This is a genomic window from Pontimicrobium sp. SW4, assembly GCF_039954625.1.
Taxonomy (GTDB): domain Bacteria; phylum Bacteroidota; class Bacteroidia; order Flavobacteriales; family Flavobacteriaceae; genus Pontimicrobium.
The window spans coordinates 3,149,258-3,162,623 of the sequence record NZ_CP157199.1 but is presented as its reverse complement, the minus strand read 5'-3'; the positions used below and the strand labels follow the sequence as shown (position 1 = coordinate 3,162,623).

Annotated in this window: 13 protein-coding genes and 6 tRNA genes; 13 read left to right on the top strand and 6 right to left on the bottom strand. The window is 33.9% G+C overall.

The window, feature by feature from the left end; translation table 11 throughout:
* Nucleotide 1: 1 nt before the first annotated feature.
* Together recJ and ABGB03_RS14525 are read right to left on the bottom strand one after the other, a co-directional pair.
* Nucleotides 2-1,693, bottom strand: coding sequence for a single-stranded-DNA-specific exonuclease RecJ (gene recJ, locus ABGB03_RS14530; RefSeq protein WP_347923329.1), 1,692 nt, complete (start codon nt 1,691-1,693; stop codon nt 2-4).
* Between the two features lie 11 nt (nt 1,694-1,704).
* Entirely contained in the window at nt 1,705-2,127 is a 423-nt protein-coding gene (locus tag ABGB03_RS14525; RefSeq protein ID WP_347923327.1) for an OsmC family protein, read from the bottom strand.
* A 156-nt stretch (nt 2,128-2,283) separates the two neighbouring features.
* Between ABGB03_RS14525 and ABGB03_RS14520 the strand changes: the two genes are divergently transcribed.
* From ABGB03_RS14520 to ABGB03_RS14475, 10 genes are all read left to right on the top strand, one after another.
* A complete protein-coding gene (locus ABGB03_RS14520) occupies nt 2,284-2,874 on the top strand; it encodes a carboxymuconolactone decarboxylase family protein (RefSeq protein ID WP_347923325.1) in 591 nt (196 codons plus the stop codon).
* Nucleotides 2,875-3,610: 736 nt separating this feature from the next.
* Complete coding sequence (locus ABGB03_RS14515; protein ID WP_347923323.1) at nt 3,611-4,192, top strand: hypothetical protein; 582 nt, start codon at nt 3,611-3,613, stop codon at nt 4,190-4,192.
* Between the two features lie 134 nt (nt 4,193-4,326).
* Nucleotides 4,327-4,399: transfer RNA gene (locus tag ABGB03_RS14510), tRNA-Asp, on the top strand.
* 69 nt (nt 4,400-4,468) lie between these two features.
* A tRNA-Pro gene (locus ABGB03_RS14505) sits at nt 4,469-4,540 on the top strand.
* A gap of 7 nt (nt 4,541-4,547) precedes the next feature.
* A tRNA-Glu gene (locus ABGB03_RS14500) sits at nt 4,548-4,619 on the top strand.
* A 5-nt stretch (nt 4,620-4,624) separates the two neighbouring features.
* Nucleotides 4,625-4,697 (top strand) — tRNA-Met (locus ABGB03_RS14495).
* Nucleotides 4,698-4,702: 5 nt separating this feature from the next.
* Nucleotides 4,703-4,775 (top strand) — tRNA-Leu (locus ABGB03_RS14490).
* A 5-nt stretch (nt 4,776-4,780) separates the two neighbouring features.
* A tRNA-Leu gene (locus tag ABGB03_RS14485) sits at nt 4,781-4,854 on the top strand.
* Between the two features lie 840 nt (nt 4,855-5,694).
* Complete coding sequence (locus ABGB03_RS14480) at nt 5,695-6,795, top strand: slipin family protein (RefSeq protein ID WP_347923321.1); 1,101 nt, start codon at nt 5,695-5,697, stop codon at nt 6,793-6,795.
* A gap of 207 nt (nt 6,796-7,002) precedes the next feature.
* Complete coding sequence (locus ABGB03_RS14475) at nt 7,003-7,191, top strand: hypothetical protein (RefSeq protein ID WP_347923319.1); 189 nt, start codon at nt 7,003-7,005, stop codon at nt 7,189-7,191.
* 25 nt (nt 7,192-7,216) lie between these two features.
* Here ABGB03_RS14475 and ABGB03_RS14470 read toward each other — a convergent pair whose 3' ends face one another.
* Genes ABGB03_RS14470 through ABGB03_RS14455 form a run of 4 tightly spaced genes read right to left on the bottom strand, consistent with a single transcriptional unit; the run spans nt 7,217 to nt 10,951 of the window.
* Entirely contained in the window at nt 7,217-8,938 is a 1,722-nt protein-coding gene (locus ABGB03_RS14470) for a M28 family peptidase (RefSeq protein ID WP_347923317.1), read from the bottom strand.
* A 34-nt stretch (nt 8,939-8,972) separates the two neighbouring features.
* Nucleotides 8,973-9,545 (bottom strand): uracil-DNA glycosylase family protein, encoded by a 573-nt coding sequence (locus ABGB03_RS14465; RefSeq protein ID WP_347923315.1) that lies wholly within the window; start codon nt 9,543-9,545, stop codon nt 8,973-8,975.
* Nucleotides 9,545-10,216 carry a 16S rRNA (cytidine(1402)-2'-O)-methyltransferase gene (gene rsmI, locus ABGB03_RS14460; RefSeq protein WP_347923313.1) on the bottom strand — a complete coding sequence of 224 codons (672 nt, stop codon included), beginning with the start codon at nt 10,214-10,216 and terminating at the stop codon, nt 9,545-9,547. The genes ABGB03_RS14465 and rsmI overlap by 1 nt, the downstream gene beginning before the upstream one ends.
* Entirely contained in the window at nt 10,217-10,951 is a 735-nt protein-coding gene (locus ABGB03_RS14455) for a hypothetical protein (RefSeq protein WP_347923311.1), read from the bottom strand. It abuts the gene before it with no gap.
* A gap of 101 nt (nt 10,952-11,052) precedes the next feature.
* Between ABGB03_RS14455 and ABGB03_RS14450 the strand changes: the two genes are divergently transcribed.
* From ABGB03_RS14450 to mscL, 3 genes are all read left to right on the top strand, one after another.
* The gene (locus ABGB03_RS14450; RefSeq protein WP_347923309.1) at nt 11,053-11,700 is read left to right on the top strand and encodes a thymidine kinase; all 648 of its coding nucleotides are present in this window, start codon (nt 11,053-11,055) and stop codon (nt 11,698-11,700) included.
* Complete coding sequence (gene alr, locus ABGB03_RS14445) at nt 11,693-12,799, top strand: alanine racemase (protein ID WP_347923307.1); 1,107 nt, start codon at nt 11,693-11,695, stop codon at nt 12,797-12,799. Before ABGB03_RS14450 ends, alr begins: the two co-directional genes overlap by 8 nt.
* 70 nt (nt 12,800-12,869) lie before the next feature.
* On the top strand, nt 12,870-13,271 hold the full coding sequence (mscL, locus tag ABGB03_RS14440) for a large conductance mechanosensitive channel protein MscL (RefSeq protein ID WP_347923305.1): 402 nt from the start codon (nt 12,870-12,872) through the stop codon (nt 13,269-13,271).
* Nucleotides 13,272-13,366 lie beyond the last annotated feature (95 nt).

The window sequence follows — 13,366 nt, the reverse complement described above, 5'->3', positions numbered from 1 at the left end:
ATTAAGATTTAATATCTCTCAACTTTAATTGAAGTGACGTTCTTCCTTGCCAATGATTTTCATCAATAGAATACACCGCTTTAAATACTTTCCTATCTTTAATCAAGCTCAACTTATCTCCTAAACCAAACCCAATACAAACAAACTTTTCTTTTCCAGATTGTGTCACAGTGATTCGTAAATGTTTATCGTCTTCACCAACACACTTACCATAACCTGTATCTCTTAAATTATTAGTCAAAAAAATTGGCGTCATATTTCCTGGTCCAAAAGGCGCTAGTTGACGTATTATGCGCATTAATTTATCATTTATCTGAGGTAAATCTATTTGCATATCCACTTTTATCTCTGGAGTCAATAAAGATGTATCTATAGTTTTTGATACCTCATCTTCAAAAGCCTGTTTAAAAGCTTCATAGTTTTCTTCTTTAAGTGTTAATCCTGCTGCATATTTATGACCTCCAAACTGTTCAATGTGTTCACTACAAGCTTCTAATGCGTTATATACATCGAATCCAGAAACCGAACGTGCTGAAGCCGCCAACTTATCTCCACTTTTAGTAAATACCAACGTTGGTCTGTAATAGGTTTCTGTTAGTCTAGAGGCTACAATACCTATGACACCTTTGTGCCAACTATCTTGATAAACCACTGTTGTACAACGTTCTTGTTCATTATGACTTTCAATTTGCTGAAGTGCTTCTTCTGTGATTCTCTTGTCTGCTTCTCGTCTGTCTGTGTTAAAATCTTCAATCTCAGCCGCATATTCTTCAGCCAATTTTATATCCATTTCGGTTAATAATGTCACTGCATAATTACCATGTTTCATACGTCCCGCTGCATTAATTCTAGGCGCTACAATAAAAACAACATCAGTAATAGTAAGTTCCTCTTTTTTAACTTGACTAATTATTGCTTTTATCCCAGGTCGCGGGTTGGCATTAATGACTTGCAATCCGAAATATGCTAATACTCTATTTTCGCCAGTAATTGGGACAATATCAGCTCCAATTGCAGTAGCAACCAAATCTAAGTATTCGGTTAAATCTTCAACACTTTTATTTTCTTTTGAAGCTAAAGCTTGTATAAGTTTAAAACCAACACCACAACCACAAAGCTCTTTATAAGGATATTCACAATCATCTCGCTTTGGGTCTAAAACTGCAATTGCATTAGGAAGTTCATTTCCTGGTCTGTGGTGATCACAAATAATAAAGTCGATACCCTTTTCTTTAGCATAGGCAACTTTATCAATCGCTTTTACACCACAATCTAAAGCGATAATGAGTGAAAAGTCATTGTCCTGAGCGAAATCTATTCCTTTAATTGAAACACCGTAACCTTCATCATATCTATCAGGAATATAAGTAGCTACATTGTCCGTTCTTGTTTTTAAATAGGAAGACATTAAAGCTACCGAAGAGGTGCCATCAACATCGTAATCGCCAAACACTAAAATGTTCTCATTCTTAAAAAACGCAGTTTCAATGCGCTCAACAGCTTTATCCATATCTTTCATCAAGAATGGATTGTATAAATCACTTAAACTTGGTCTGAAAAAGGTTTTAGCTGCTTCATACGTTTCAATTCCTCGTTGTAATAACAATGTTGCAACAACATCATCAACTTGAAGAGCTTCTTTTAATAGAGCTACTTTTGTAGCTTCTGATTTTGGCTTAAGCGTCCAGCGCATTAATAACTAAATTATTTATTATGGTAATGTATTTCGGTATCTAGCTTAGCAAACTGACGAAACATTTCCATAACGCCACAGTACTTATCAACTGAAAGATCAACTGCTTTTTTTATTTTCTTTTTATTTAAATCTTTTCCATAAAAATGATAATCCAATTTCACCTTATGATAATACTTTGGGTGTTCCTCAGTTAATTCACCAGTTACATCCATTTTAAACTCATAATCAGTTACTTTCATCTTATCAAGTACAGATATTACATCCAATCCTGTACATCCAGCTAAAGCTGATAACATTAAAGATTTTGGAGCTAATCCCTTACGCTTATCTACTCCTTCAACTTTATCATCAATCAAAAAGGTGTTTCCGCTCATGTTCCCAGATTCAAAGGTTACTCCTCCTTTCCACTCTGTGGTAATTTTATTTATCATATTCAAAGATTTTTCGTTTCTTGTGTAAACAAATATTTTATTAATTCTGACACAAAGAACATCCACAAAATAAATTTTACTATCGTACTATTTTAGTAGAATGGATGTTTCTTGTTAGTTCAAAAATACTATTAAAAAACTAAAAAATATAGCAATATGCCATTAGTAACACCATTATCTGCAGACCACGATTTAGAAACAAAACAATTAGCTGAATTTTTTAACGAGACACTTGGGTTTTGTCCAAATTCGGTATTAACAATGCAACGTCGTCCAGCTATTTCTAAAGCGTTTATTAATTTAAATAAAGCGGTAATGGCTAATGAAGGACGTGTGACTTCGGCTTTAAAAAGAATGATTGCTTGGGTAAGTAGTAACTCTACTGGTTGTAGATATTGTCAAGCACATGCTATTAGAGCTGCTGAACGCTATGGTGCAGAACAAGAACAGTTAGATAACATTTGGGAATATAGAACGCATCCTGCTTTTAACGAAGCGGAACGTGCTGCTTTAGACTTTAGTTTAGCAGCAAGCCTAGTACCAAATGCTGTTAATGAAGATATTAAAAAACGACTCCATGAGCATTGGAATGAAGGCGAAATTGTGGAAATGTTGGGAGTGATTTCATTGTTTGGCTACCTCAACCGTTGGAATGATAGCATGGGAACAAGTATTGAAGAAGGCGCTGTTGAAAGTGGTGAACAATATTTAGGAAAACATGGTTGGGAGAAAGGGAAACATGTTTAATTCGCACTAAAATTTGTTTTGTATAGCATAAAAATCACATATTTGCAGCTAGAATTGAAAAACACAATAGTACATATTGCACCAAAATCACTGTTTTGCCAGTGGGATTATCGAGGAATGAATGAATTATTTCTACGACAAGGACGTTATGTATCTATTTTTAATCATTAAATAAGAGATGATTTAAACACAAAAACTATAAATAGTACGAGCGTCCAAGAAATTGGACGCTTTTTTTATGAAAAAAATCAAAGAATTTGAAAATAACTTTTAAAAACTAAAATATTAAGCATTGAAGAGTAAGCAACTGGGAGACAAACACTTGCACACAAACTCAAGTATCCGTTAAAAAACGGACAGGAATTCCTTTGTTTAATTTTAAACATAACTAATTGATTTTCAGTAAATTAAATTAAAATTTTATTTGTTTTTTTAAAAATAGTTTTCATCTTTGCATCGCAGTTTTAAATAACTATTGCAAAAAAATATTAATAATTAAAAACAAGAAGCCATGCTAAGATATATGATAGCATTACAACCTTTAAGTTATGACCTCGAGTCATTTACAAGGCTTCGGTATTTTCTGTAGATAACTTTCCAGAAAAGAATCCGAAGCAAACAAACTGTTTCGGATTTTTTTATTCCAAAATTTTAAGAGTACATCAATCTGATCAGTTTTAAGAGCATCCTAAAAAGATGCATTTAAGACAGTAATAATCTATTTAATAAAACGAAAATGGAAAATAATTTATATAACAACTATTTATTCCGAGCCATTGAAGCATATCCTTATGAATTGGAAAAAGCGATAGAAGCACTAAACTATGCACTATCATACAATCCAAAAAGTGTTAAAGCGCTTTGCTTAATGGCAAGAATACAAAATGAACAATTAGGTGATTATGAGTTAGCAAAAGAGTTTTACGAAAAAGCTTTGATGAGTCGTTTAGATATTCCTGATGTGTATCCAGACTATATAAGACTTTTAATAAATAATGAAGATTATGAAGAAGCTCAAAAATTAATTGAATTTGCGAGACAAGTAAAAGGAATTGATAAGGCTGGAATAGAACTAACTCAAGCAAGCTTGTTTGAAGCTAATTTAGAGTTAGATAAGGCCGACAAAGCCTTAAATGATGCAAAGCTTTTAGGTATGAATAATGACTTTATTAATTATGTTGATGAAGTGATTTCTCGAGTTAATAAAAAGCGAAAAGTTTTAAATAAAATAAATCGAGAGGCCGAAAACAAAAAAACTGAAACTGTAGACAAACCAGAGACAAGCTGGTTCCGAAATCGGTTAAATAATTTATTATAAAAACGAAAGGAGAAAAAATCGGCAATCTTGTCTTGCCGATTTAATGGGAACTCGTCAACGTTGGAGAGTTGGTGCAGATTGTAAACCTGTTGCTTAAATGCTAAGAAAGTTCGAATCTTTCAGTTCCCACAAACAGTATCGTAGTTCAATGGCTAGAGCGCTCGGTTGTCTCCCGAGAAGTTGCGAGTTCGAATCTCGTCGATACTGCTAAGCAGTTCAAGAGATGAGAAGTTTACCCTGAGCGCAGTCGAAGGGAGTCTCGTCGGTACTGCAAAACTGAGAAGATAACGATGGTTGTTTACTCGCTTTGGAAGTGAAAGGTTGTAGGTTCGAATCCTGCTTCTCAGACAAAGCTGCTCTATTAGCATAGTGGTTAGTGCATCTGGTTTTCTCCCAGAAGACAAGGGTTCGATTCCCTTATAGAGTACAAAATGAGATATAGCTTAATAGGTAGAGCATCGCTCTCATAAGGCGAGGGGTTTAGGTTCGATTCCTAATATCTCAACAAATGCAGGAATGGCGAAACGGTAAACGCACTCGACTTAGAATCGAGAAACTGGGAGTTCGAATCTCTCTTCCTGTACTAATACTCTACTAGCCCAATTGGAAGAGGCAACAGTTTTAAGCGCTGTTAAGTCCAAGTTCGAATCTTGGGTGGAGTACAATTAAACTCATGGTGTAATGGAAAGCACTCAAAGCTACGGACTTTGAAGTATAGGTTCGAATCCTATCTGTTCCACACTAAAGTATCAAGCGGTCTTGTTGGGTGTTTCGGTATAGCACTATTGTATAATACGATGCAGCGATGTATTTCGTCTTATGTTCAACTAGACTTGAAGGTTTGTTGATTACCAAAAATCAACTCAAGTTCGTGTGGGTTCGAATCCCACTGTCCTTATATAGGATATGGCGGAACGGAAGACGCGCTAGATTTTGGTTCTAGAGAACAGTTGACATTCTGTAAAGTGTCCACAAGCACAGGTTCGATTCCTGTCGAGGTCACTAAAGTTAGATCTCGTAGCTCAGTCTGGTTAGAGCACTGCACTCATAATGCAGGTTGAAAAAGCTCATCATCTTTTAAAACTGATGGCCAATGCAGTTTGTCACACTGCTCAATAAAAAAATGACAGAAATAGTGGATAGCAAGTCGGCTTTAATAAAACATTAGTGTTCAATAAAAGCAGTCTTGAAAGTGCCTTGAAATACTGATTTTTAATAGCAGACATTTTTACTGCTTTGTATTAAGAGAATTGTATAAATCTGAATATCGATTCATATTGTTGTCACAATACTTAACACTAATTATAGACACTATTAATATGAGTATTTCCGCACCAGAAAGATGATTTGCTTTCTACTATTTTAATGATGAAAAAAGTTTGAAAAATATACTTCAATTAATAATGAACTAGTCATTACAAGTTGAAGTTGGCAACCCTTCCGTTACAGGTTTTGCCACGTCCATAGTGGACAAATTAGATTGTTTAATTTAAAATTTAGAAATGATGAAACGAGTAAGAATTAATGCGGGAAAAGTAGGATTGGTATTCAAAAAAGGTGATTACAAAAGAGTAATTACTCAAGGAAAGCACTGGCTTGGTTTTAATGAGCGTGTGTTGGTGTATGACCTTGCAAATACCTTTGTGGCTCCAATAGCTTTAGAACTCTTACTAAAAGACGAAATGTTGGAAGCAATGTTAGACATTATTGAAGTTAAAGACAGTGAGCTAGTTTTAGTTTACGAAAAAAGAAACTTCAAAACCGTTTTAACAGCTGGACGTTACGTGTACTGGAAGGGTTTGATTAAACGTGAATTTGTGCGTGCCGATTTGAGCAAAATTTATATTACTGAAAAAATTGACAAATCATTATTCAGTAATTATGAATTGAGCAAATACATCAGAACTTTTGAGGTCGCCGCTTACGAAAAAGCTGTGCTTTTAGTTGATGATGTGTATACAAAAACTCTAGATGGAGGTACATACAGATTCTGGAGAAACGATACTACAATTAAAATTGCTAAAGCTGATTTACGTCAGTTGCAATTAGAAATTGCTGGTCAAGAATTGTTAACTAAAGATAAAGCTGCAATTCGTATCAACTTTTACACACAGTATAAAGTAACAGATATTGAAAAAGCTTTACTAGAAAACAAGGATTATGAAAAGCAGTTATACATTGCTATGCAATTAGTATTACGTGCTTACATTGGTGCTTACACATTAGATGAATTGCTAGAGCGTAAAGAAAATATTGCGGAAGCAGTATTTGAAGATGTTAAGGCAAGTGCATCAAAATTAGGTGTTAATGTTTTAAGCTGTGGTATTAGAGATGTGATTTTAACTGGAGATATGAAAGAGATTATGAATCAAGTTTTAGTCGCACAAAAAAAAGCTCAGGCTAATACTATTACAAGACGTGAAGAAACAGCTTCAACACGTAGCTTGCTAAATACGGCAAAGTTGATGGAAGAGAATAACATGCTGTACAAGCTAAAAGAAATGGAGTATGTTGAAAAAATCGCTGAGAAAATTGGTGAAATCACAATCTCTGGCAATGGAGGTGTTGTAACACAATTGAAAGAGATTTTCTCTGGAAAATAAGTGGGTGTTTAAATGCGCTAGTATAAAACTAGCGCATTTTTTATTTTAAACCTTACTAGAAATAGTGAGGTTTTCTCTTTAATAGTTTTTAATCGTTATGAACTACTTAATGCAATAGATTTGTTTTGATTTCTACTTATGTTGTCATTTATAATCGTTCCAAACCACTTAATATAATAGATTTGTTATGTTTAATACATGTGAGTTATGAAAACATATTTAATAATAGGAGTTATTAGTTCAATTGCTTTAGTAATTAGAACACACATCAAAGAAAAAGAGAAAAGAAAAAGAATCTTAGAATTTAAAGAGATGGACAATTCTAAAATAAATGCCATCGGAAATTATGAAAAGAAATCTTCTTTTTGGCAAAGAGTTAAAAACAAAAAAAGATGAATAATTTTGTTTTAAGAAGCTTCCTTTATTTAGTTCTCAAAACTTCCAAAACAATCTTCGCTTTATCGCTAATCGCTTTTTGAGTTGCTTCAATGTTAGATTTAATTTGGCTTTCATCACTTACCATATCACTTGTGGTACTTGCTGCTTTTACATACCAATCTTTCCAAGTGTTAATAATTTCGATTTGCTCTTCTAGAGTATCACCATTTTCAATAGCTAATTCACTTTGTTTTTGTTCTTCTTCTAGACGATTAATAGCTGCTGCTTCTATGCTTTCTAAAACTCGTTTTGCAGTAGTTTCATCTGAGTTTACCAACTCAATTGCAGAGACCAATGCACCGGTTGCAACATTCTTTAAAGTAGTTTTAGAAACCTTGTCGATTCTGTCATTATCTGTGTGGTAAAACTGGTCGGTGAAATGCCAAAACAACACACTTGGAATATTCCCTCGTAAAAATGGTACATGGTCGCTTCCGCCTTCAAAAGGATTGGTATTCACGATCCAGTTAGCACGCTTTCCTTGTTCCTTAAATTTTTCAATTACAAAATCGTTTAAATAATGAGGTGTCATGTCTTCAACTTTTAATGGTCGTCCTCCCCATTCAGTATGTTTATCGTTTCCTCGTGTCCAAATAGCACTTGGATCTGGCATTTTTTCAATTAGAAAAGAACCTCCAGTTTTTTCAGTATCTTCTCCAACCATGTCCAATGATATTCCCCATTTAATATCTTTAGCTCTAATACTATCTTCTTCTACATAACGTCTTGTTGACACAATCTCGTCTCCCCAAAGGAAGGTTAATGTTCTCTTTGGTGAGAATCTTCCATCTTTAAAAAGTTTAGCTGCAACAGAAGCCATTTCCAATGTAGCTCCAACACCTGAAGCATTGTCGTTAGCTCCTGGTTCTTGAACATGCGCACTAAAAGCCAAACGCTCTTTAGGCAATTCTCTACCCTTAATATCTGCGACAATTGTTAATTCTTCCGAAGGGTATATGTTGGTTTCAACTTTTACATTTAACGTGGTTTTTCCATTCGATAAGCTATTTTTTAATCGCTCTTTAGCTTCAAAAGACATGGCAATTCCCCATGCTTTGCTCACAGAATCTAATGGAATTGAGCGAAACTGGATAGATGTTGTGTTTTTTTCTGGTTGTAGATAATCAGGGTTATTATAGGTAATGATACCAACTGCGCCTCCTTCGGTAACTGCAGTTTTAAATATTCGCCCTGGATGAGTTTCAGCAAACACAATTTTTCCTTTTACATCTGTTTCTCCTAGCTTTTTTATGTCTTCTATATAAACTACCTCAGCTGTATCGCCTTCTTCGGCTGTGCTATACGAATTTAGATCTATCATATTTCGGTTTGTTACATGACTAAGTAGAGGACTTTCCTCTCCATTGATGATTACCGTAGCATCAACCGATTCCCACGTAGGTCTTTTTAATGGCCTTGTTTCAATTCGGTAGGTTAAAAAGTCATCTTCAGTAGCATTTTCTTCTAAAACATAACCGTCTTTTTCAAGCTGTTCGGCAATTCTGTAAACACTTTTATTAAATCCTGTATTCCCAACAACACGCCAATACTTTTCTACAAATGCAGTAGTTTCATAGGCTAAATCTCCTGTGAGCTCTTCATTTACTATATCAAAGTATTCTTGGATAGTTATTTCGTTGGTCTTTTTGCATGAAAAAAAGATGATTGTAAATGCTGTTAATAGGTAAATGAATTTTTTAGACATAATCGTGAAGTGTTTAGACTATAATATTACAACTTTATGAGATAATTTTAGCAACTTTATTTTTAAGTGTTGGAACAACCTCAGCTTCAAACCAAGGGTTTTTTGTTAACCAAAATCGATTTCTAGGTGATGGATGAGGCATTACAAAATGCTGAGGCAAATATTTTGAATAGTTGGCAACCGTTTCGGTAAGTGTCTTTTTAGCTGAATCTTTTAGATAATACTTTTGAGCATACATCCCAATTAAAATAACGAGTTTAAGGTTTGGCATTAAATTAAATAATGATTCATGCCATTGTGGTGCGCATTCTGGTCTTGGTGGCAAATCACCTGTTTTTCCTTTTCCAGGGTAACAAAACCCCATAGGAATTATGGCAAATTTTGTTTCGTCATAAAAATCTTCATCCGGTACACCTAGCCATTGTCGTAGTTGCTTTCCACTAGCATCATCCCAAGGAATCCCAGAATTATGAACTTTCGTTCCTGGTGCCTGACCAATAATTACGATTTTTGAATTAGGATGTGCAGACACTACTGGTCGTGGCCCAAGCTGTAAATGCTTAGAACAAATAGTGCATTGGCTAATATTGTGAAGTAATTCTTGCATTATTTAAGTCCAGCAACAACAATTACAATTTCACCTTTTGGTGGCTTATTTGTATAATGCTCTAATACTTCTTTGGCTGTTCCTCTAATGGTTTCTTCATAGAGTTTAGTCAATTCTCTAGATACAGAAAGTTGTCTGTCTTCACCAAAATACTCACAAAAATGAGTCAAAGTTTTAATAAGCTTATGTGGAGATTCATAAAAAATCATGGTTCTGGTTTCTTCAGCGAGTAGTTTTAACCTTGTTTGACGCCCTTTTTTTACAGGTAGAAACCCTTCAAACACAAATTTATCGTTTGGCAATCCTGAATTCACTAACGCAGGTACAAATGCTGTTGCTCCTGGTAAACAGTCTACTTCAATATTATTTTCAATACACGCTCTTGTGAGTAAAAATCCAGGGTCAGAAATAGCAGGCGTCCCTGCATCACTGATTAAAGCAATGGTCATTCCAGAATTTAGTTTTCGGATAATTGCCTCAACCGTTTTATGCTCATTATGCATGTGGTGAGACTGCGAAGGTGTATTAATATCAAAATGTTTTAATAGTTTGCCAGAAGTTCTTGTGTCTTCAGCTAAAATCAAATCAACTTCTTTTAATACCTCAATGGCTCTTAAAGTTATATCTTGTAAATTCCCTATAGGCGTTGGAACAATATACAGTTTGCTCATTTACTCAAACTTACTTTGAATAATGTCCATGAAACGTTGTTCAAACTCTTCCTTACCCTCCCAATGGTTATAATCTGGCTTAATAATATTTTGGATTAGCGTACTCACCTCTTCAAAATTTTGAGATGTATTAATTTGAGACACAACGCGTTCAAAATCTTCACTATTACCGTCAAATAAATGCTTTATAAAAGCTATTTTATCGTTTAATCCAAAAGTCAAAGCTTTTCCTTTTAAAGCATCGTTTAATGTTTTTTTGGTATCTTCTTTTGCTTGAGTTTTTGTAGGGCTTACTGCCTCAAAAACTGGCATATCTTTAAATCCTGCTGTCAATTCTTCAAAGGCATCATCTACAGGGATAACCGATTTAAGAAAATCATCGACTCCCTGCGTTTCTTGAGGCATTTGAGCGACAATATCTTTAATCTTTTCAATAGCAGGCTCCATAATACCATCATCTTCTATTTCATCTAGATTTACATAAATTCTATCACCGACTTCAACATTATCGCTTACTTTATTGTTGAACGCTTGATCTAGCATACCAAAAAAAGAGGAGTCACTTCCAATGGTTGGTATATTATCTTCAAAATTTTCTTGAGCAAATTTTAAAACAGATAATTTTTCATACAATGCCTCAACTTCAGCATGCATTTTTAAAACATCTTCTTTCCCTTTTAATTTTAGAATTCTATGCGCTATACTAATTAGCTCTGATTCTAGTTTCTTCTTCATAACTTTTAAATTTAATGCGCTTTTCGTTTTTGATTTTTAATAAATTTACGCCACCTTTATACAAACGAATATTTGCATTATTTTAGTGTTAAAATTACAAAATGTTTCTCGAAAATACAGTAAATCATAAAGAACAATTTGGTTGGATTGAAGTTATTTGTGGCTCAATGTTCTCTGGAAAAACAGAAGAATTGATTCGCAGGCTTAAACGCGCTCAATTTGCAAGACAAAAAGTTGAGATTTTTAAACCTACTGTTGATGTGAGATATGATGATGAAATGGTTGTTTCACATGACTCAAATGAAATACGTTCAACACCAGTTCCTGCGGCTGCTAATATACCTATTTTAGCTGATGGTTGCGATGTGGTAGGCATTGATGAGGCTCAATTTTTTGATGATGAAATTGTAAGAGTTTGCAATGATTTGGCAAATAAAGGTGTAAGAGTTATTGTTGCTGGATTAGATATGGATTTTAAAGGAAATCCATTTGGGCCAATGCCTAGTTTAATGGCTACAGCCGAATATGTTACTAAAGTTCATGCGGTTTGTACAAGAACTGGAAACTTAGCACAGTACAGTTATAGAAAAGCAAAAAGTGACGATTTAGTTTTATTAGGCGAAGTTGACGAATACGAGCCTTTAAGTAGAGCTGCATTTTATAAAGCCATGTTAAGAGACAAAGTGCGTAACATGAATGTGAATGATGCTGAAGAAGTTTCTTCAAAACTAAAAACTGGTAATGGTTAAGGCTCAGGAAACGGTTCTTGAAATAAACCTAAATGCGCTTACGCATAATTTTGAATATCTTAAATCGAAACTTCAAAAGAACACTAAATTTTTAGCAGTAGTAAAAGCATTTGCTTATGGTAGTGATGCTGAAGAAATTGCACTTCATCTTCAAGGATTAAATGTTGATTATTTTGCTGTAGCTTATACATCAGAAGGTGTTATACTTCGTGATGCAGGTATAACTAAACCCATTTTGGTATTGCACCCACAGCCTGTAAATTTTAAAACAATTATTGATTACTGTTTAGAGCCTAGTTTACACAGCGCTCGTCTTTTAAAAAGCTTTATCTATTGTGCCGAGAAAGAAAATCAGTCAAATTACCCTGTGCATATAAAGTTTAATACAGGTTTAAATAGGCTTGGCTTTTGGGAAAATGATATTGATTATATTTTGTCTCAGCTAAAAGACAATCATTCAATTAAAATAGCGTCTATTTTTTCTCATCTTGCTGCTAGTGAAGATTTAGGAGAAACAGAGTTTACTAAATCTCAAATATCTAGCTTTAAGAGCATTTCAAAAAAATTAGTTGATTCTTTAAGTTATATGCCCTTTCTTCACCTTTGTAATACTTCCGGTATTTTAAATTATCCCGAAGCGCATTTAGATATGGTAAGAAGTGGTATTGGGCTTTATGGTTTTGGTAATTCTGAAAAAGAAAGCAAAAACCTTAAACCTATAGCTGCATTAAAATCGGTGATTTCTCAAATACATTATATAGAAAAGGGAGAAACTGTTGGTTATAATAGGGCTTTTAAAAGCAGTGCTTCTAAAAAAACCGCAACCATACCAATTGGTCATGCAGATGGTATTGGTAGGCACTTTGGAAACGGTAAGGGATTTGTGTTTATCAATAAAGAAAAAGCGAATATTATTGGAAATGTTTGTATGGATATGATTATGGTAGATGTAACACATATTAGGTGCAATGAAGGTGACGAAGTAATCATATTTGACAATCAACATACAGCCGAAAATTTAGCCGAATCTGCTAATACCATATCTTATGAATTAATTACCTCTATTTCAAGACGTGTAAAACGAAAAATTATAAAATAATTTTAAGATTATTTTAACATTTAATTTTTTTCGTATTTTAGAGCTTAATTAACTAAAACATTAAACTATTATGCTTAAAGAATTTAAAGAATTTGCAATGAAAGGCAACTTAGTCGATATCGCTGTTGCTTTTGTAATGGGTGCTGCTTTTAACAAAATAGTATCTTCATTCACTGGCGGAATTGTATCTCCGCTCATTGGATTAGTATTCAAATCAGATTTTAAAGATCAAAAAATGATACTCCAAGAAGGTGTTGCTGACGAATCAGGAAATATTGTTGGCGAAGTCGCTTTAATGTGGGGAGAGTTTCTTACAAATCTTATTGATTTTATTATTGTTGCTTTTGTAATGTTCTTAGTTATAAAAGGCATCAATAAAATGAAGAAAAAGGAAGAACCTGCTCCTGCTCCTCCAGCTGGACCATCTGACAATGATTTATTAACTGAGATACGTGATTTGTTAAAGAAATAACATATTATCTTTACTTGTTAAAAAGCCCTTGTTTTTAAAAAACAAGGGCTTTTTTTGTGAGATTATTCAAGCATCAAATGAATAAATAACTACTT

What these genes read in the sequence shown, in the direction of transcription:
- recJ (WP_347923329.1), bottom strand. Translation starts at nt 1,693, where the DNA reads ATGCGCTGGACGCTTAAGCCAAAATCAGAAGCTACAAAAGTAGCTCTA.
- ABGB03_RS14525 (WP_347923327.1), bottom strand. Translation starts at nt 2,127, where the DNA reads ATGATAAATAAAATTACCACAGAGTGGAAAGGAGGAGTAACCTTTGAA.
- ABGB03_RS14520 (WP_347923325.1), top strand. Translation starts at nt 2,284, where the DNA reads ATGCCATTAGTAACACCATTATCTGCAGACCACGATTTAGAAACAAAA.
- ABGB03_RS14515 (WP_347923323.1), top strand. Translation starts at nt 3,611, where the DNA reads ATGGAAAATAATTTATATAACAACTATTTATTCCGAGCCATTGAAGCA.
- ABGB03_RS14480 (WP_347923321.1), top strand. Translation starts at nt 5,695, where the DNA reads ATGATGAAACGAGTAAGAATTAATGCGGGAAAAGTAGGATTGGTATTC.
- ABGB03_RS14475 (WP_347923319.1), top strand. Translation starts at nt 7,003, where the DNA reads ATGAAAACATATTTAATAATAGGAGTTATTAGTTCAATTGCTTTAGTA.
- ABGB03_RS14470 (WP_347923317.1), bottom strand. Translation starts at nt 8,938, where the DNA reads ATGTCTAAAAAATTCATTTACCTATTAACAGCATTTACAATCATCTTT.
- ABGB03_RS14465 (WP_347923315.1), bottom strand. Translation starts at nt 9,545, where the DNA reads ATGCAAGAATTACTTCACAATATTAGCCAATGCACTATTTGTTCTAAG.
- rsmI (WP_347923313.1), bottom strand. Translation starts at nt 10,216, where the DNA reads ATGAGCAAACTGTATATTGTTCCAACGCCTATAGGGAATTTACAAGAT.
- ABGB03_RS14455 (WP_347923311.1), bottom strand. Translation starts at nt 10,951, where the DNA reads ATGAAGAAGAAACTAGAATCAGAGCTAATTAGTATAGCGCATAGAATT.
- ABGB03_RS14450 (WP_347923309.1), top strand. Translation starts at nt 11,053, where the DNA reads ATGTTTCTCGAAAATACAGTAAATCATAAAGAACAATTTGGTTGGATT.
- alr (WP_347923307.1), top strand. Translation starts at nt 11,693, where the DNA reads ATGGTTAAGGCTCAGGAAACGGTTCTTGAAATAAACCTAAATGCGCTT.
- mscL (WP_347923305.1), top strand. Translation starts at nt 12,870, where the DNA reads ATGCTTAAAGAATTTAAAGAATTTGCAATGAAAGGCAACTTAGTCGAT.